Below are 17648 nucleotides of genomic sequence, written 5' to 3' on the forward strand. Positions count from 1 at the left end.
GGCGTGCTCCTCAAATGCCTAATTGCCTGGCCGCCAGGTCCTTCATGATTTCCTCGGCACCGCCGCCGATCATCATGACCTTCACCTCGCGGTAGATGCGTTCGCTCACGGTGCCGCGCATGTAGCCCATGCCGCCCAGGATCTGCACGGCCTGGTCGGCGCAGAACTGCATGGTCTGCGTGGCGTGGTTCTTGAGCAGGCACACCTGGGCCACCCATTCGGGGCCTGTGTGGCCCGCATCGGCCTGCGCCGCCACGGATTCGAGCCAGGCGCTGGTGGAGTGGATGCGCATCTGCATGTCCACCAGCTTGTGGCGTATCACCTGGTGCGCCACTAGCGGTGCGCCAAAGGTCTTGCGCTGGCGCGCCCAGGCCAGGGCCTCGTCGTAGCAGGCTTGCGCAAAGCCCAAGGCCGACGCGGCGAGGCCAAAGCGCTCGGCATTGAAGTTGCCCATGATGATCCGGAAACCATCGCCCTCGGCCCCCAGCAGGTAGCGCGCGGGCACGCGCACATTGTCAAAGCGCAGGTGCGCCGTGTCCGAGCACAGCCAGCCCATCTTGGCCAGCGCGCTGCGCGACAGGCCGGCACTGTCGCCGGGCACCAGCAGCATCGACAGGCCGCCGCTGCCCCGGCTGCCGGCCTCGCCCGTGCGTACGGCCACGGTGATCCAGTCGGCGCGCATGCCCGATGTGATGAACACCTTCTCGCCGTTGATTACATACTCGTCGCCCTCGCGCCGCGCGGTGGTCGCCAGCTGCGCCACGTCGGACCCGCCGCCGGGCTCGGTGATCGCCAGGGCCGCAATCCGCTCGCCCGCCAGCACGGGCGGGATCACCTCATCGCGCACCGCATCGGTGCCATGCGCCAGCACCGGCGGCAACCCAATGTTGTGCGACAGCAGGCCGGCCAGCACACCGCCGCTGGTGCCGTAGCGGCACAGGGCCTGCCACAGCGGCAGGCGCAGCGCGTAGCTGGCAGGCGTGCCGCCGTAGTGCTCGGGGTAGCCCAGGCCCAGCAGGCCCAGGTCGCCCGCGCGGCGGTACAGCATGCGGGGGAATTCACCCGCCGCATCCCAGGCGTCCACATGCGGGGCGATCTCGGTGCGTGCAAAGCGCGTGACCGTGTCGGTCAGGGCCGCGCGGTCTGCGCGCAGGCCATCATCATCCGTGGGGGCAAGCATGGCCTCAGGCCTCCTGCTATGCAAAGCGCGCCAGCACCTGGCCTGGCGCCACCTGCTGGCCCGGCGCCACGAGCAGTTCGACCACCGTGGTGGCGGCCGGGCAGGCCAGGCTGTGCTCCAGCTTCATGGATTCGAGCACCACCACCGTGGCACCTGCCTGCAAGGCATCGCCTGCAGCGACGGGCACCGCTACCACGCGCCCGTTGAAAGGGGCACGCAGCTCGTTGGCGCCTCCAGCCGTGCCGGCCCGTGTCGCGGGCTCCCACGAGGCGTCTTCCACCCAACCATCCACGCCGCCGGCTTGCCAGTGCCAGCGCTGCGGCCCCAGCGCTACCGTGCGCACCGTGTGCGCCACACCATCAAAGGCGCATTGCACCTGGCCATCGGGCAACGGGGTCATCTGCATGGTGGTGGGCTCCAGTGCAGCAGTCTGCTCGACTCGCAAATGCCCTCGGCCCAATTCACGCACGGCCATCGGCAGCACGTCACCCTGGTGGCGCAGCCGCATGGGGCGCGCAAAGCTGCAGGGCAGGGTGGTGGTGCGGGGCGGGAACAAGGCCGCCATGGCGCTGGGCAGCAGGGCGGCCTGCTCTTGTTGGCGCAGTGTGGCGCGCAGCGCATCGCCTTCGTGTGCGAGAAAGGGTACGCGCGCCTGCCCTGCTCGGAACTGCGGGTGCTCAAGGCAGGCTGCCAGAAAAGCGCGGTTGCTCGGCAGGCCGAGCAGCGTGGTGCCGGTCAGCGCGCGCACCAGCGCATCGATGGCGTCGCCGCGCGTGGCGGCATGCACGATGAGCTTGCCCAGCATGGCGTCGTAGTGGGGCGTGACCTCCATGCCTTCTTCCAGCGCGTGGTCAAAGCGCAGGCCGCCCAGCGGCGCACGCTGGAATGCGGTGGCTTGCGGAGTGCCCAAATGCAGTACCCGCCCCGTGTGCGGTGTGAAGTGGGCGTCTTCCGCGCACAGTCGCACTTCGATGGCATGGCCCTGCAAGGCCACCTGGTCCTGCCTAAGGGGCAGGGGCTCGCCACGCGCCACGCTAATCTGCCACTCCACCAGGTCCAGCCCGGTGAGCGCTTCGGTCACGGGGTGCTCCACCTGCAGGCGGGTGTTCATCTCCATCAGGTAGAAACTGCCGGGCTGACCAGGGTTTTCTTCCTCGAGCAGGAACTCCACGGTGCCGGCGCCCACGTACCCCGCGGCTTGTGCCAGTGCCACAGCGCAGGCGCCCATGCGCTCGCGCAACGCAGCGTCCACCGCGGGGCTCGGCGATTCCTCAATGAGCTTCTGGTGGCGCCGTTGCACCGAGCAATCGCGCTCGCCCAGGTGGATGCAGTGGCCGTGCGCATCGGCAAACACCTGCACCTCCACATGCCGCGAGCTGAGCAGTGCGCGCTCGATCAGCAGGTCGCCATTGCCGAAGCCCGCCAGTGCTTCGGAGCGGGCACTGACCAATGCGGCGGGCAACTGCGCGGCATCGGTCACCAGTCGCATGCCGCGGCCGCCGCCGCCGGCCACGGCCTTTACCATCAGCGGAAAGCCGATGCGCGCCGCCTCGGCGGCAAAGCGCTCGCCGCTCTGGTCGCTGCCCGCGTAGCCGGGCAGGCAGGGTACGCCTTGCGCCTGGGCCAGTGCCTTGGCACCGGCCTTGCTGCCCAGTGCGCGGATGGCTGCGGGCGGTGGGCCGATCCAGGCGAGGCCGGCGTCCACCACGGCCTGTGCGAACTCGGCGTTCTCGCTGAGAAAGCCATAGCCCGGATGCACGGCATCGGCGCCCGTGGCGCGCGCGGCATCGATCAATTTGTCGATGCGCAGGTAGCTGTCGGCACTGGCGCTGCCGCCCAGTGCCACGGCCTGGGTGGCCTCGCGCACATGCAGGGCCAGCGCATCGGGGTCGGAGTACACCGCTACGGTGGCGATGCCCATGGCGTGTGCGGTGTGGGTGATGCGCCTGGCAATCTCTCCGCGATTGGCAATGAGTATTTTTTTCATGCCGCAGCGCTCCAGGGCGGTGCCTTGCGGGCCGTGAAGGCGGCAAGGCCCTGTGGTGCCTCCGGTCCGCGCAGTGCACGGGCAAACAGGTGGGCAGCATCGTCCAGCAGGGCGGGCAGCGGCAGGGCGCTTTGCACCTGCGCCAGCAGCTGCTTGGTGGCCGCAATCGCCTGGGGGGCGGTGCTGGCCAGGCGCTGCACCGCCACCTGCACGGCCTCGTCCATCGCGCCATCGACCACCTCATCCACCAGCCCGGCCTGCTGTGCGGCAGCCGCACCGCTGCGCGCACCCGACAGCAGCCAGCGCCGGGCCGCTGCCGGCCCAAGCCGCCGCACCACGAACGGGGCGATCTGTGCGGGCACCAGCCCCAGCGTGACCTCGGGCGCGCCGAACTGGGCGCCCGCATCGGCCAGCACCAGGTCGCCGCAGCAGGCCAGGCCCAGGCCGCCGCCCATAGCCGCACCTTCCACGGCCACCACCAGCCACTGGGGCAGGCCGCACAGCGCTTGCAGCAAGGCGCCGAAGCGGCGGTTCAACGGCACCAGGGGGTCGGGCACGCCCGCATCGAGCGGCTGGCCGATGGCCTTGGCAAAGCCGCCCAGGCTGCCGCCCGCGCAGAAGTGCCCGCCTGCGCCGCGCAGTACCACACCGCGCAGCGCGGCGTCGCTCTGCGCGTGCGTGCAGGCGTTCAGCAGCGCGTCCACCATGGCATCGGTCAGCGCATTGCGGCTGGCCGGGTCGTTGAGGGTCCAGGTCTCGCAATAAAGGCCGACACCCAGCGGTGCGCGGTCGATCAGCAGGGCATCGGGCATGCGGTGTCCTGGCTCAGTGGGCGGCGGGCCGCTTGGCGATGCCCATGGTCTTGGCGAGGATGCCCAGCATCACTTCGTCTGCCCCGCCGCCGATGGAGGCCAGGCGCCCATCGCGGTACATGCGCGAAACCTTGTTCTCGAGTGTGAAGCCCATGCCGCCCCAGAACTGCAGGCAGGTGTCGGGCACCTCCCGGTTCAGGCGCCCGGCCTTGAGCTTGGCCATGGAGGCCAGCTCCAGCACGTCCTGCCCGCCCACGTAGAGTTCGCAGGCGCGGTAGGTCAACGCGCGCAGGGCCTCCACCTCGGTCTTGAGCTCGGCCAGCTTGAACTGCACCCACTGCTGGTCGGCCAGCGCACCACCAAAGAGCTTGCGTTCCTGCGCCCACTCGATGGTCCAGCCGATGCAGTTGGTCAGCGACTCCAGCGTGCTCGAGGCGCACCACAGCCGCTCTTCCTGGAACTGCTGCATCTGGTAGATGAAGCCCTGGCCCTCGGCGCCAATGCGGTAGCGCTGTGGCACGCGCACCTCGTCGAAGTAGAGCAGCCCCGTGTCGCTGCTGTGCATGCCGATCTTGCGGATCTTCTGCGCCACCTCCACGCCCTTGGTGAGCTGGCCGCCGGGGCCGTCGCGCAAGGGCACCATCACCAGGCTCTTGTTGCGGTGTACGGGGCCTTCGCCGGTGTTGACCAGCATGCACATCCAGTCGGCCTGCAGGCTGTTGGTGATCCACATCTTCTGGCCGCTGATCACATAGTCGTCGCCATCCTTGCGTGCCGTGGTCTTGATGCCCGACACGTCGCTGCCGGCAGCGGGCTCGCTCACACCGATGCAGCCCACTGTGTCGCCCGCGATGGCCGGGGCGAGGAAGTCGCGCTTGAGCTCCTCGCTGCCATGTCGCGCGAGGGCCGGCGTACACATGTCCGTCTGCACGCCAATGGCCATGGGCACGCCACCGCAATGCACATGGCCCAGTGTCTCGGCCATGGCGACGGAGTAGGAGTAGTCCAGGCCCGAGCCACCGTATTCCTCGGGCTTGCACAGCCCCAGCAGGCCGAGCTTGCCCATCTTCTTGAAGACCTCGTGCGCGGGGAAGATCTCGGCCGCCTCCCACTCGTCCACATGGGGGTTGATCTCCTCGTCGATGAAGCGCTTGAGGGTCTTCTGGATCTCGCGGTGCTCGTGCGTGAACTGCATGGTGTGTCTCCGTTGATTTTTGTGTGGACCAGTGCAAGAGGAAGGGAAAGCGCGTCTACATGCGGGCGACCCCGAACTGCATGGGGTGAAGGCTGCGCGCCTGGGCGTCGGCGCAGGTGGCCAGGCACAGGGCCAGCACGGCGCGGGTGTCGCGAGGGTCGATCACGCCATCGTCGAGCAGCAGGCCGCTGGTGTAGAAGGCATCGGCCTGGGCCTCGAACATGGCCACGATCTTGTCGAACTGGGCCTGCGACTCGGCGGGATCGGGCGTGATGCCTTTGCGCGCCAGCGCTGCCTCGGTCACGATCTGCATGGTGCGTGCGGCCTGTTCGCCGCCCATCACGGCCGTCTTGGCGCCGGGCCAGCTGAACAGGAAGCGCGGCGCATAGCCACGCCCGCACATGCCGTAGTTGCCGGCGCCAAAGCTGGCGCCGCACTGGATGGTGATCTGCGGCACCGTGGCGTTGGCCACGGCCTGGATCATCTTGCTGCCGTGCTTGATCATGCCGCCCTGTTCGCTGTCCTTGCCCACCATGTAGCCCGTGGTGTTCTGCAAATAGACGATCGGGTGGCCCAGCTGGCACATCCACTGGATGAAGTGCGCCGCCTTGTTGGCCCCCGCCACGTCGATGGGGCCGTTGTTGGTGATGAAGCCCACGGGCCGGCCGTCGATGCGCGCCTGCGCGCACACCGTCGCCATGCCGTAGCGCGCCTTGAATTCGAGCAGTTCGGAGCCATCGACGAGGCGCGCGATCACCTCGCGCATGTCCACGGGCTGGCGCAGGTCGTCGGGCATCAGGGCCAGCAGGTCATCTGCGCCCAGCGTCGGGCCTGGGGCCGCAGACGTTGCAGGAGGGTTCGCCCATCCCGATGCCTCGATGATGGCGCGCGCCATGCCAATGGCCTCGCGGTCATCCAGTGCCAGGTACTCGCCCAGGCCCGAGATGCTGGTGTGCATCTCGGCACCTCCCAGTTCCTCTTCGGTCGCGATCTCTCCCGTGGCGGCCTTGAGCAACGGCGGCCCGGCCAGGAAGGCGCGCGAGCGGCCCTGCACCATGATGACCACGTCCGACAGGCCCGGCATGTAGGCACCGCCCGCCGTGCCCGAGCCATGCTGCACGGTGACCACCGGGATGCCGGCCGCCGAGAGCCGCGCCAGGTTGCGGAACAGGCTGCCGCCATGCACGAAGCCCTCGACCCGGTAGCGCATGAGATTGGCGCCCGCGCTCTCCACCAGATGCACGAAGGGCAGGCGGTTGTGCAGCGCGATCTCCTGCACGCGCAGGATCTTGTCCAGGCCCATGGGCTGGATGGCGCCGGCCTCGATGCCCGAATCACTGGCCACCACCATGCAGCGCACGCCCGACACCATGCCGATGCCGGCCACGATCCCGCCGCCAGGGACGGACTTGGCCGAGTCTTTCGTGTCCTGCAGATAGCCTGCCAGCGTGGCCAGGGGCAGCCAGGGCGTTCCGGTGTCGAGCAGCAGCGCCACGCGCTGGCGCGGCAACAGTTGGCCGCGCTTGTCGAACTGCGGCAGCGAGCGGGCCGAGGCGGCCGCAGCGCGGTCTTCGAGTGCCCGCAGGGCTTCCAGGCGCGCCAGTTGGGCGCTGCGCCGCCGCTGCACGTCGGGCGCCAAGGCATTGAAACGCGAGGCGAAGGCCGTCACGGTGCTGCCTCCAATGGCTGCTGTGGCTGCGCCGCAAACACGCGTGGCACCTGCGCGCGGTGAAAGCCCTCGAATGGCTTGACAGCGGGCCGCTGCTGCGTGGCTTCGTCGGGCACCTGCATGGGCCAGCCCAGGCGCGCCTGGGGGCGTGCGCCATCGACGCGCAAGGTGGTTCCGCTGATGAAGCTGGCTGCAGGGCTGAGCAGGAAGACGATGGCCGCAGAGACTTCGGCCTCGGTGCCGAAGCGCCCCTGCGGTACCGTTTGGCGCATGGCGCGCAGCATGTCGCCCGCAGCGGGCGGGTAGTTGTCCATGCCGCTCGACGCGATGTAGCCGGGTGCCACGGCATTCACGCGCACACCACTTGCTGCCCATTCGAGCGCGGCAGTTTCGGTGAAGCTGACCATGCCGGCGCGCGCCGCGCCGCTGTGCCCCATGCCCGGCATGGAGCCCCACATGTCGGCCACGATGTTGACGATGGCGCCGCCCTGGGCCTGCATCCACTGCCGGTGGCACTCGCGCGCCATCAAAAAGCCGCCGGTGAGGTTGGTGTTCAGCACCGCCTCCCAGCCCTTGGCGGAGATGCTTGCGAGCGGTGCCATGAACTGGCCGCCCGCGTTGTTCACCAGCGCGTCGATGCGGCCGTGCTCGGCCAGTGCCTGCTGCACCACGATGGCCACGGCCTCTTCGGAGCGGATGTCGCAGGCATGCCAGGAGGCTTGTCCGCCGTCCGCCGTGATCTCGGCGTGCACGGCCTGCAGCTTGTCGGCCTTGCGCCCGACCAGCACCACCTGCGCACCCAACCGGGCCAGTTCGTGCGCCGTGCAGCGGCCTATACCCGAACCGCCGCCGGTGACGATCACTACCTGCCCCGCGAGCAGGCCGGGTGCAAACACACTCTGGTACATGGCTCAGGCCTCCCGTATGAACAGTGCGAGCGCCTCGCCGGTCAGCTCGTCCAGCGACTTGCCGCCCTTGGGGGCAAACCACTGCACGGCCCAGTTCAGTGCGCCGAAAAGAAACAGGCGGGCCACGGCCGGGGTGGCCTGCAGTGCGCCCTGCCGTGACAGGGCTTCGAGCGTGGGCATCCAGGCGGCCTCGTAGGCGTCCTTGACGCGGGCGATCCCCTTGCGCTGGGCGGGCGTCAGCGAGCGCCATTCGTACAGCATCACCGGGATGAAGCCACTGCGCGGGCCGAGCAATATCTCGAAATGGTGGCGGATCAGCACCCGCAGCTGCTCATGTGGCGTGGCACCCGCTGGCAGGGCGGCCAGCGCCTGCTGCTGGCTCTGCAGGGCCATGACCATGCCTTCGTTCATGACGGCATGGAGCAAGGCCCCCTTGCTCTCGAAGTGGTAGAAGGGCGAGCCGCTGTGCATGCCTGCTGCCGCCGCGATGTCGCGCGTGGTGGTGGCCGCAAAACCCTTGGTCAAAAACAACCGGGCAGCGCCGTCCATGAGCTTGCGGCGGCGGTTGCCGTCATCGACTTCTTCGGCCGTCTTGCGCGGGCGGCCCCGGGGGCGCCGGGGCTCATCGGCCACAGCGGCCACAGCGGCCGGGGCCTTGCGGGTGCGGGTCGCAGGCGTGAAGGGGGCTTCGGGGGCCTTGGGGGCGGAGGGACGTTTGCGCCGGGTCGCGGGGGATTCCATGCTCTGCACGATAGCAAAACACTTTATTTTTAGCAAGCAAGTGCTTTGTAAAAATAGAGCACGCTCTGGCAAGCTGGTGCCCTGATGGTTGAGGCCAATCGGAACGGCTGGGCGCCGCAAAATTGTTCCCAATCGTTGATCCACCCATCAAGTTGAAACAACCGAGCGAAGCTGAAATGCAGGTTCTGTATCGTTTTGTTTGCTTCGTTGGCTTAATGGCTCTAAAAGCGCTCTTTGCTGATTTGGTGGGCTAGGGGTAGGGTAAGGCATATCCCCTACGCTTCGCGTTCCATTCAACGAGAGGCAGGTTTCATGAACACATACGGCATTGCCCGCTGGGCACGTGGCGCCATCGTCACTGCGTCCGCCGCCCTGGCGCTGGGTGCGCAGGCGCAGGTCATTGATTTTTCCGGCACCCGCGGCGCGGGCGTCAACCAGACGGACGTGCTGCTGGAAAACCTGCGCCTTCTGGTGCCGGTGGCCAACCCGCAGCAGCCGGGCACCACGACCACGGTGGAGTCCAACTACAACATCCTGTTCCGCTTTGACCCTGTCACCTTGCACCTGGTGCCGGTGGGTCTGCAGCAGACCGGCGGGTCGGGCTCGGTGCAGTGCGCCACGGCCCAGGTGACGGTGTTTGATGCGTTGCGGGGCGCGAACCAGCCCCTGGCCAATGCGTCGGTGACGCTGGGCACGCGCTCGGCCACCACCAATGCCCAGGGCGTGGCATCGTTTGCGGGGCTGGCGCAGGGCTTCTTCACGGTGACCACGACGGCACCCAACTACTCGCCCGCCAACCAGACCGTGCTGCTCAACTGCGCTGCCCCCAACCAGGTGGCGGTGGCCTTGTCACCCGCCAGCGGCAGCGCGGGCGGCCTGGCTGCCGGCCAGTTCCGCACCATACTGACCTGGGGCGAGAACCCGCGCGACCTGGATTCGCACCTGACGGGCCCCACGGCCAGCGGGACCGCGCGCTGGCATGTGTACTTCGCTGCCAAGAATGCGGGTGACATGTGCGCCCTGGACGTGGACGACATCTCCTCCTACGGCCCGGAAACGGTGACCTGCCCACCCACGGCCAGCACGGGTGGCGCGTTGCGCCCGGGCGTCTACCGCTACTCGGTGCACCACTATGCGGGCTCGGGCAACCTCGGCACGTCGAATGCCAACGTGCGGCTTGAGCTTTCCAATGGCCAGGCCTACACGTTCACGCCTCCGGCGGCGCCCTATACCGGCGCCAACAACGTCTGGACGGTGTACGAGCTGACGGTGCTGGCCGACGGGTCGGTGGGCGTGGCGCCGGTCAATTCGGTGATGGCGAATGTCTCGTCGGGCAGCGTGGCGCGCGAACTGCCGATCGCCGAAGGCACCGGGTTGGGCCAGGCGGAAAGCCCATCGGTGTTCCGGAATCTGACCAAATAGGCAGGCGAAGGCGCTGCCTTGCGCGGGCGCCGTGGCGTGCGGTATTGCGTCGCGATGGTCTGAGGAGTGACAGTTTGTAGGGCCCATCCGTCCAATACCCGGCTCGCGGGTGCGTTTTTGATAGCAATACAGTGCTGTTGTATGGGCTTTCCAAGGGGCTTCGGGGATTTTGGTGCGCGAAGTGGGTGCCCGGATGCAGGCCCTCAAGTCCCTGTTTAATAGAGACATTTACAGGGTTAATGGGGCAGGCCAGGGGCGCCGGTGATAACGTAAGGGCATGAACACACCGAACCCAACCCCTACGCCCACGCCATCCGGTCTTGATGCTGAAAAGATGCGCAGCGACCTGGAAAACCTGCTCCGCAAGGCTGCCCCGCCGCAAGGCAAGGCCGCTACCGACAAGCCCGCTGGCAAATAAGCCGCCCAAACCACACCTGCGCCGCCGGCCCGCATCGCGGGAGGGCGGCGTTTGCTTTTGGAGTCCGCCCTTCGGGCCATGCGATACGGGCAGCCCACTGTAAAGTGGTAGCCATTGGTTTTCCATATCGGTGGTGCATGAACACCGGTGATACAGTGGTGCAGCACGTGTTTGTCCTGCGGCCAGACCCTTCTTCTGCCCCCTGATTTGCTGCCTGCCTTTGGTCTGCTGATCGGGTTTGTGAAGGATGCGGCTGCCTGAAAGAAAGCCCGACCATGGCCACCGTTTCCGATCTCCAGAATGTCGTGTACTCCGGCAACCCGCAGGCCGATGCCTTGCTGGACAACCCGTCGCCGTGGAACTTCTTCCCTGATGGCCGCAAGGTGCTGTATTACACCTTTGATGCCAGCCCCGGCAGCGTGGCGGCTACCGATGCGGGTCGTCCGATCACGGCGTTCAATGCGGCCCAGCAGCAGGCCACGCGGCAGATACTGCAGTACGCGGCCACGGTCACGGGCATCACCTTCACCGAGGTGGGCAGCTCGGCGCAGGCAGACCTCCATTTCGTGGCCACCAATATTCCGGGGGCATCGACGGCAGGATTGGCATCCACCTTCTACAACTACAGCTACAACGGCAGCCAGACGCTGACCCGGCTCAATGCGGAGTCGGTGGTGTACCTGGACAACGTGGAGCATGCCGGCATCAACAGCCAGCCCACGGCGGGCGGCGTTGGCTACGAGGTGCTGCTGCACGAAATAGGCCATGCACTGGGGCTTGCGCACCCGTTCGATTCCTCGCGGCCGCTGCCTTCGTCGCAGGACAACACCAACAACACCGTCATGTCGTACACGCGCGCCGGTCCTTACAAGACCACGTTCCAGGCGTTCGACCTGCTGGCCCTGGACTGGATCTATGGCCGCGATGGGCTGGGCGGCACCTGGGGCATGAATTCCACGAACGGCCCGACGCTGAATTTTTCGAGCCAGCCCAGCGGCACGGCGGGGCCGGATGTGTTCACCAGCACGCCGGCCAATGAAACGTTCAATGGCGCCGGGGGGGTGGACACCCTGGTGGCCCACGGTGCCCGGGGCGGCTACTCACTCACCCGCAAGGACGGCGGCTGGCAGCTGGTGGATGGCACGGCGGGCCGGGACGGCACCGACACCTTGCTGCAGGTCGAGCGCGTGCGCTTTTCGGACCGCTCCGTGGCGCTGGACCTCGACGGTGCGGCCGGCACGACGGCGCGCCTGCTGGGGGCGCTGGTCGGTCCGGCAGGGGTGGCCAGCCGAGAACTGGTGGGGGCAGTGTTGGGCGTGGTGGATTCGGGCGCGTCGCAGTTGCAGTTGGCGCAACTGGGCCTCAATGCGGTGCTGGGCGCCTCGGCAACGCCGGAGCAGGTGGTGGCACTGCTGTTCGGCAATGTGGTGGGAGCCTCTGCGGACGCCGCCACCGTGCAGTCACTGGCCGGCCTGATCAAATCGGGCGCCTATACCAATGCGTCGTTCGCCGTGGCCGTTGCCAACCTGGACATCAACGCAGCCCATATCGACCTGGTGGGGTTGAGCGCGCGAGGGCTTGACTACGCCTGACCACGCCGGGCGCCAGGTGCCCTGACGGCGGGTTTTCTTCGCCCATGGTGGCCCGTGCCTGGGCCGCATCTTCTGCTGCCTGTGATCCAGGTCACTCCGGCTGGATGCGTGTCCTCGGTTGCGACAGAAAAATTCATATAGGAACTGGTACACTCCGTTTCCTATATGAATTCTCTCCTGCGCATTCCACTCAACGCGACGCCTGACCAGGTGGAGCGGCTGCATGCCTTGCAGGTGGGGTTTGCCAAGGTCTGCAATGCCATAGCGCCCGTAGTGCAGCAGACGAAGGTGTGGAACCGGGTGGCCTTGCACCACCTCACCTACCGCCAGCTGCGCGAACAATTCCCGGAAATGGGCTCGCAGATGGTCTGCAATGCCATCTATTCCGTATCGCGCACGGGGCGCCTGGTCTATCAGCACCCCGCGAGCCCGTTCAATCTGGCACGCCTGGGCGACAAGCCGCTGCCCTTGCTGCAGTTCGCCGATACGCTGCCGGTTTATTTTGACCGCCACACGCTGAGCGTCAAGGCGGGGCAGTTGTCCATGTTCACCCTGGATGGCCGCATGCGCTTTGAACTGGCGCTGCGCCCGGAGGACGAGGCGAGCTTTCACGAAAAGAAGCTGCGCGAGATCGTGCTGTCGCGCCGCTCCGACGGTGTGTACGCGCTGTCCTTTCTATTGGGCGATGAGCCCGATGGCAAGGAGACCCAGGCTGAAACGTCCATGCCCAACGGCGAAATTCCCGAATACATCATGGTTCAAGAGACAGTATGAAGCCCAACGTTCCCCATTCTGAGTTGCGTGACGCGATAGCGTCTTTGCGCCCCTATTTTGTCCGCGCGGGGTGGTTCAGCGTGTTTTCGAGTCTGCTTGTCCTGGCACCTTCGGGTTACATGCTGGAGGTGTATGACCGGGTGGTGAACACGCGCAACCACACCACTCTGGTGATGCTCACGCTGCTCATTCTGGGCGCCTATGTGGTCATGGAGGTGCTGGAGTGGGCGCGCAGCGAAGTCATGCGTGCCGCCAGCGTGGAACTGGATCGCACCATGAGTGGCCGTATCTTCAGCGCCATCTTTGAAGCCAATCTCCGGCGCATTCCAGGCGCTACGGCGCAGCCGCTCAACGACTTTCGATCCATACGCGATTTTCTTTTTTCCCCGGTGCTCTTGGCGGTCATGGAGGCGCCCATCGCGCTGGTGATGATGGTGCTGCTCTTCATGATCAGCCCCTGGCTGGGCTGGGCTTCCCTGGTGTTCGGCATCATCCAGGTCGCAGTGGCCTGGTTCAATGAGCGTGCCACCAAGCCGCCACTGATGCAGGCCAACAGCCAGGCCATTGCAGCTCAGCAGTATGCGGATGGCGCCTTGCGCAATGCCGAAGTGATCGAGTCCATGGGCATGCTGCGTGACACGCACAAGCGCTGGCAGCGCAAGCAGCGCGAGTTCCTGCGCTTGCAGGCACTGGCATCGGAGCGTGGAGGTGGGTACCAGGCCGTCTCCAAATTCGTCCAGACCACGCTCAGTTCACTGTTGCTGGGCTTGGCGTGCTGGCTGCTCCTGCGCAATGAACTCAACGGTGGTGCGGGCATGATGATCATTGCCTCCATCCTGGGCGGGCGCATGCTGGCACCCCTGGTGCAGGTGGTGGCCCAGTGGCAGACCGTGGTGAACGTGCGTGATGCATGGATGCGTCTGGATGGCCTGCTGAGCGCGTTGCCCGAAAAGCCACCCGGGATGGCATTGCCCGCGCCACGTGGTGCTTTGCAGGTGGAGCAGTTGTTTGCCGCTGCACCCGGCGGCAATCAGGCGCAGATATTGCGCGGTGTGGCTTTTGCATTGGCTCCTGGCGAGGCGCTGGCGGTGGTGGGGCCATCGGCCTCCGGCAAGACCACGCTGGCGCGGATGTTGGTGGGCTTGTGGCCTGCGGTAAGCGGCAAGGTGCGCCTGGATGGTGCGGATGTACACACCTGGAACAAGGCTGAGCTAGGCCCCTATATGGGCTATTTGCCACAGGGCGTGGAGCTCTTTGAGGGCACGTTAGCCGAGAACATCGCGCGCTTTGGCGAGGTGGACATGGCCAAGGTAGAAGCTGCGGCGCGTACCGTGGGGCTGCACGAATTCATCCTGTCCCTGCCCCATGGCTATGACAACCCGGTAGGGCCTGATGGTGCGCGGCTGTCCGGCGGCCAGCGGCAACGGGTGGGGTTGGCGCGCGCACTGTATGACGATCCAGTATTCGTTGTGCTTGACGAGCCCAACTCCAGCCTGGACGAGCAAGGCGATGCCGCGCTGAACGGGGCCATCCAGGCAGCCAAGGCACGAGGCACGACCTTTGTCATCATGACCCACCGCATGAGCGTGCTCGCGGTGGTCGACAAGATGCTGGTGCTGCGCGACGGTATCCAGCAGGCCTTTGGGCCCCGCGACGATGTGCTCGCTGCGTTGAACAAAGCGGCGCAGGATGCACAGGCGCAGCACGCGGCTGCGGCCAAGGCAGCAGTTGCAGCACCAGCGCTGGCTGCTTCCTGATACCAACAGGTTTCAATCATGAAAATAATGGGATTTTTCCAGCGCAGCGAACTGACCCAGGCTCTCTGGGCCTTTCGCCGGGAGTTCATCGTGGTGGGTATTTTCAGCATGGTGGCCAATGTGCTCATGCTGGCACCCACCATGTACATGCTGCAGATCTTTGACCGTGTGATGAGCAGTCGCAGCGACCTGACTCTCATCATGATGTCGGTCGTCACCCTGTTCCTGTTCGTCGTGATGGCGTTCTCCGAGTGGATGCGCTCCCGTGTGCTGGTGGCAGCAGGCTTGCGGCTGGATGCCTTGCTGAGCACCCGGGTGTTCAATGCCAGCTTCGAAGCCAGGCTCACGCAATCCGGCGCAGCGGTGGGACGTGCCTTCAGCGACTTGATCAACGTTCGCCAGTTCCTGAGCGGCAGCGGAACGCTGGCCTTTTTTGATTTGCCCTGGGCGCCCATTTACTTGGCAGTGCTGTTCGTGCTGCACCCCATGCTGGGCTATGCGGCACTGGTGTTTGCGGTGGTGCAAGGCGCGCTGGCCTGGTTTGGCCACCGACAGATCATTGCGCCTGCCGAGGTTGCATCCAAGGCCAGTTCGGAATCAGGCGCCTACCTGCAGAGCAAGTTGCGCAATGCCGAGGTGCTGGAGTCGATGGGCATGGTGCATAACCTGCACCCCCACTGGAAGGCGCGGCATGACAAGGCCCTGGAGTTGAGTGGCCGGGCGCAGGCGCTGACCCACCGCATCACGGCCTGGAGCAAGTACATCCGCTACAGCCAGCAGTCTCTCGCGCTGGCGCTGGGGGCCTTGCTGGTGATTGATGGACAGCTGTCGCCCGGGGGGATGATTGCCGCCAACGTGCTGATGGGCAAGGCACTGGGTCCGATCGATACGCTGGTGAGCACGTGGCGCAGCTTCGTCAGTGCGCGCGGGTCATTCGGGCGGTTGGAAGATCTTTTGCGCACCTACCCCGAGAGTGATCCGGCATTGTCCCGTGTGGCCCCTCTGGGCGCAGTGGTTGTTCGTGATCTGGTGGCGACGGCCCCCGGCCGGCCTGCGCCCATTCTCAAGGGCATCAGCACTGCTGTGCAGGCGGGTACGGTGACCGTTGTTCTCGGACCCTCGGGCTCTGGCAAATCCACCCTGGCGCGTTGCCTGATGGGCATCTGGCCTGATGCCTCGGGCGAGGTGTTGCTCGATGGCCTGCCCATCGACGGCTGGGACCGCATGGAACTGGGCCCGCACCTGGGCTATCTGCCGCAGGACATCGAATTGTTCGAGGGCTCGATTGCCGAGAATATCGCCCGGTTCGGGGCGGTCGACCCCGAGAAGGTCATCGCCGCTGCGCGTTCTGCGGGGCTGCACGAGATGATCCTGCGCTTTCCCAAGGGCTACGACACGCCCATCGGCGAAGCCGGCAACCTGCTCTCGGGCGGCCAGCGCCAGCGTGTGGGCCTGGCCCGGGCCGTGTATGGCGATCCGGTGCTGGTGGTGCTCGATGAGCCCAATGCCAACCTGGACGACGTGGGCGAAGCAGCGCTGGTGCGCACCGTGCAGGAGCTCAAGGCGCGTGGCTGCACGGTTTTCCTGATCACCCACCGCCCGGGGATTCTGGCCGTGGCAGACCGCCTTCTGATTTTGCAGGACGGCAAGGTGCAGGCCGATGGCCCGCGCGATGCCGTGTTGAATGCGTTGCGGGCCGCCCAGGCAGCCGCGCAATCGCCGCCACCTGCTCCTCCTTCCGCCGCCGGCGGCCTGCAGCCAACGCCGGCTTGAGCGCACGCCTCCTTGTGACGTTCGCTGTTTCTTGAACCCTCATTCTGTCGGGTACTGACATGGTCAAATCATTGTTTCCTTTGAATAAAAAGCAGGATGCCCCGTCGGGCGCGGGCATCGTGGACGCGGCCCGATCAGGCGATGCCGGTCGCCCCGGTCGCATGGGCCTTTGGGTTCTGGCCATCGGTTTCGGTGGCTTCCTGCTCTGGGCATCCCTGGCACCTCTGGACGAAGGTGTGCCTGCGTCCGGCATCGTGGCCATCGATACCAAACGCAAGGCGGTACAGCACCTGAGCGGCGGTATCGTCAAGGAGGTGCTGGTCCGCGAAGGCGATTCGGTCCAGGAAGGCCAGTTGCTGATTCGTCTGGACTCGGCAGTGGCCAAGGCCAACTACGAGTCCGTGCGCCAGCGCTACCTGGGGCTGCGCGCCATGCAGGGGCGGCTGCTTGCGGAGCAGGGCAATCTGGCCAGCATCAGCTTCCACCCTGATCTGCAGGCGGCTGCGTCGGACCCGCTGATGCGCCAGCAGATGCAGAACCAGGAGCAGTTGTTCCTGACCCGGCGCAGCCTGCTGCGCTCCGACCTGCAATCCATCGAGGAAAGCATCCAGGGCCAGGAAGGGCTGTTGCAGGCCTATGACGGCATGCTCGCCAGCCGCAAGAGCCAACTGTCCCTGATCAATGAAGAACTGGGCAATCTGCGGGGCTTGGTCAAGGAGGGTTACGCGCCCCGCAACCGACAGCTGGAAATGGAGCGCATGGTCGCCGACTCCAGCACCGCGATTGCCGATCTGCAGGGCAACACGATACGCGCCCGCCGCACCATCGGCGAGCTGCGCCAGCGCGCCCTGTCGCGCCAGCAGGAATACCGCAAGGAGGTTGAAACCAACCTGGCCGACGTCAGCCGCGAAGTGCTGGGGGATAACGAGAAGCTGCATTCGGTCACCGATGATCTGGCGCGCACCGAGATCAAGGCGCCGGCGTCTGGCCAGGTGGTCTCCCTTGCCGTCCAGACCGTGGGCGGCGTGATCACTCCGGGCCAGAAGCTGATGGACATCGTGCCCAAGGACGCACCGCTGCTGCTGGAGGCGCATGTGGCGCCACATCTGATCGACCGGGTGCATTCCGACCTGCCGGTGGACGTGCGGTTCTCGTCCTTCGCCCATTCGCCGCAACTGGTGGTGGACGGCAAGGTGGTTTCCATCTCTGGAGACCTGCTCACCGAGCAGCAGACCAATACCAGCTACTACCTGGCCCGTGTCCAGGTAACGGCCGATGGCCTCAAGAAGCTGGGCGCGCGCCAGTTGCAGCCTGGCATGCCCGTGGAAGTGATCTTCAAGACGGGTGAGCGATCGATGCTGACCTACCTGCTGCATCCGCTGACCAAGCGGCTGGCGGCGGCCATGACCGAGGAGTGACG

14 protein-coding genes are annotated in these 17648 nt (G+C 66.3%); 7 read left to right on the forward strand and 7 right to left on the reverse strand.

Features of this window, described 5'->3' with window-relative positions; genetic code table 11:
- Nucleotides 1-10 precede the first annotated feature (10 nt).
- The 7 genes from AC0IZS_RS12680 to AC0IZS_RS12710 are packed head-to-tail and all read right to left on the reverse strand — an operon-like array spanning nt 11 to nt 8492.
- The gene (locus AC0IZS_RS12680; protein WP_471635939.1) at nt 11-1180 is read right to left on the reverse strand and encodes an acyl-CoA dehydrogenase family protein; all 1170 of its coding nucleotides are present in this window, start codon (nt 1178-1180) and stop codon (nt 11-13) included.
- 16 nt (nt 1181-1196) lie between these two features.
- The gene (locus tag AC0IZS_RS12685) at nt 1197-3167 is read right to left on the reverse strand and encodes an acetyl/propionyl/methylcrotonyl-CoA carboxylase subunit alpha (protein WP_471635940.1); all 1971 of its coding nucleotides are present in this window, start codon (nt 3165-3167) and stop codon (nt 1197-1199) included.
- Nucleotides 3164-3979, reverse strand: a complete 816-nt coding sequence (locus AC0IZS_RS12690; RefSeq protein WP_471635941.1) for an enoyl-CoA hydratase/isomerase family protein — start codon at nt 3977-3979, stop codon at nt 3164-3166. Before AC0IZS_RS12690 ends, AC0IZS_RS12685 begins: the two co-directional genes overlap by 4 nt.
- 13 nt (nt 3980-3992) lie before the next feature.
- Nucleotides 3993-5174, reverse strand: a complete 1182-nt coding sequence (locus AC0IZS_RS12695) for an acyl-CoA dehydrogenase family protein (RefSeq protein ID WP_471635942.1) — start codon at nt 5172-5174, stop codon at nt 3993-3995.
- Nucleotides 5175-5229: 55 nt separating this feature from the next.
- Nucleotides 5230-6843, reverse strand: coding sequence for an acyl-CoA carboxylase subunit beta (locus tag AC0IZS_RS12700; RefSeq protein WP_471635943.1), 1614 nt, complete (start codon nt 6841-6843; stop codon nt 5230-5232).
- A complete protein-coding gene (locus AC0IZS_RS12705; RefSeq protein WP_471635944.1) occupies nt 6840-7751 on the reverse strand; it encodes an SDR family oxidoreductase in 912 nt (303 codons plus the stop codon). Before AC0IZS_RS12705 ends, AC0IZS_RS12700 begins: the two co-directional genes overlap by 4 nt.
- A 3-nt stretch (nt 7752-7754) precedes the next feature.
- A complete protein-coding gene (locus AC0IZS_RS12710; protein ID WP_471635945.1) occupies nt 7755-8492 on the reverse strand; it encodes a TetR/AcrR family transcriptional regulator in 738 nt (245 codons plus the stop codon).
- Between the two features lie 312 nt (nt 8493-8804).
- On the opposite strand from AC0IZS_RS12710, the gene AC0IZS_RS12715 reads away from it, so the two are divergent.
- The 7 genes from AC0IZS_RS12715 (at nt 8805) to AC0IZS_RS12745 (ending at nt 17646) form a co-directional block, all read left to right on the forward strand.
- A complete protein-coding gene (locus AC0IZS_RS12715) occupies nt 8805-9914 on the forward strand; it encodes a carboxypeptidase regulatory-like domain-containing protein (RefSeq protein WP_471635946.1) in 1110 nt (369 codons plus the stop codon).
- Nucleotides 9915-10191: 277 nt separating this feature from the next.
- Complete coding sequence (locus AC0IZS_RS12720; protein WP_471635947.1) at nt 10192-10332, forward strand: hypothetical protein; 141 nt, start codon at nt 10192-10194, stop codon at nt 10330-10332.
- Between the two features lie 275 nt (nt 10333-10607).
- On the forward strand, nt 10608-11924 hold the full coding sequence (locus AC0IZS_RS12725; RefSeq protein WP_471635948.1) for a M12 family metallo-peptidase: 1317 nt from the start codon (nt 10608-10610) through the stop codon (nt 11922-11924).
- Between the two features lie 165 nt (nt 11925-12089).
- The gene (locus tag AC0IZS_RS12730; RefSeq protein ID WP_471635949.1) at nt 12090-12698 is read left to right on the forward strand and encodes a hypothetical protein; all 609 of its coding nucleotides are present in this window, start codon (nt 12090-12092) and stop codon (nt 12696-12698) included.
- Nucleotides 12695-14455 carry a type I secretion system permease/ATPase gene (locus AC0IZS_RS12735; RefSeq protein ID WP_471635950.1) on the forward strand — a complete coding sequence of 587 codons (1761 nt, stop codon included), beginning with the start codon at nt 12695-12697 and terminating at the stop codon, nt 14453-14455. Before AC0IZS_RS12730 ends, AC0IZS_RS12735 begins: the two co-directional genes overlap by 4 nt.
- Nucleotides 14456-14473: 18 nt before the next feature.
- Nucleotides 14474-16228, forward strand: a complete 1755-nt coding sequence (locus AC0IZS_RS12740) for a type I secretion system permease/ATPase (RefSeq protein WP_471635951.1) — start codon at nt 14474-14476, stop codon at nt 16226-16228.
- A gap of 59 nt (nt 16229-16287) precedes the next feature.
- Nucleotides 16288-17646, forward strand: coding sequence for an HlyD family type I secretion periplasmic adaptor subunit (locus AC0IZS_RS12745; protein ID WP_471635952.1), 1359 nt, complete (start codon nt 16288-16290; stop codon nt 17644-17646).
- The last annotated feature ends 2 nt before the right edge of the window (nt 17647-17648 follow it).

Source organism: Acidovorax sp. AC410, assembly GCF_979253235.1.

What these genes read in the sequence shown, in the direction of transcription:
- AC0IZS_RS12680 (WP_471635939.1), bottom strand. Translation starts at nt 1,180, where the DNA reads ATGCTTGCCCCCACGGATGATGATGGCCTGCGCGCAGACCGCGCGGCC.
- AC0IZS_RS12685 (WP_471635940.1), bottom strand. Translation starts at nt 3,167, where the DNA reads ATGAAAAAAATACTCATTGCCAATCGCGGAGAGATTGCCAGGCGCATC.
- AC0IZS_RS12690 (WP_471635941.1), bottom strand. Translation starts at nt 3,979, where the DNA reads ATGCCCGATGCCCTGCTGATCGACCGCGCACCGCTGGGTGTCGGCCTT.
- AC0IZS_RS12695 (WP_471635942.1), bottom strand. Translation starts at nt 5,174, where the DNA reads ATGCAGTTCACGCACGAGCACCGCGAGATCCAGAAGACCCTCAAGCGC.
- AC0IZS_RS12705 (WP_471635944.1), bottom strand. Translation starts at nt 7,751, where the DNA reads ATGTACCAGAGTGTGTTTGCACCCGGCCTGCTCGCGGGGCAGGTAGTG.
- AC0IZS_RS12710 (WP_471635945.1), bottom strand. Translation starts at nt 8,492, where the DNA reads ATGGAATCCCCCGCGACCCGGCGCAAACGTCCCTCCGCCCCCAAGGCC.
- AC0IZS_RS12715 (WP_471635946.1), top strand. Translation starts at nt 8,805, where the DNA reads ATGAACACATACGGCATTGCCCGCTGGGCACGTGGCGCCATCGTCACT.
- AC0IZS_RS12720 (WP_471635947.1), top strand. Translation starts at nt 10,192, where the DNA reads ATGAACACACCGAACCCAACCCCTACGCCCACGCCATCCGGTCTTGAT.
- AC0IZS_RS12725 (WP_471635948.1), top strand. Translation starts at nt 10,608, where the DNA reads ATGGCCACCGTTTCCGATCTCCAGAATGTCGTGTACTCCGGCAACCCG.
- AC0IZS_RS12730 (WP_471635949.1), top strand. Translation starts at nt 12,090, where the DNA reads ATGAATTCTCTCCTGCGCATTCCACTCAACGCGACGCCTGACCAGGTG.
- AC0IZS_RS12735 (WP_471635950.1), top strand. Translation starts at nt 12,695, where the DNA reads ATGAAGCCCAACGTTCCCCATTCTGAGTTGCGTGACGCGATAGCGTCT.
- AC0IZS_RS12740 (WP_471635951.1), top strand. Translation starts at nt 14,474, where the DNA reads ATGAAAATAATGGGATTTTTCCAGCGCAGCGAACTGACCCAGGCTCTC.
- AC0IZS_RS12745 (WP_471635952.1), top strand. Translation starts at nt 16,288, where the DNA reads ATGGTCAAATCATTGTTTCCTTTGAATAAAAAGCAGGATGCCCCGTCG.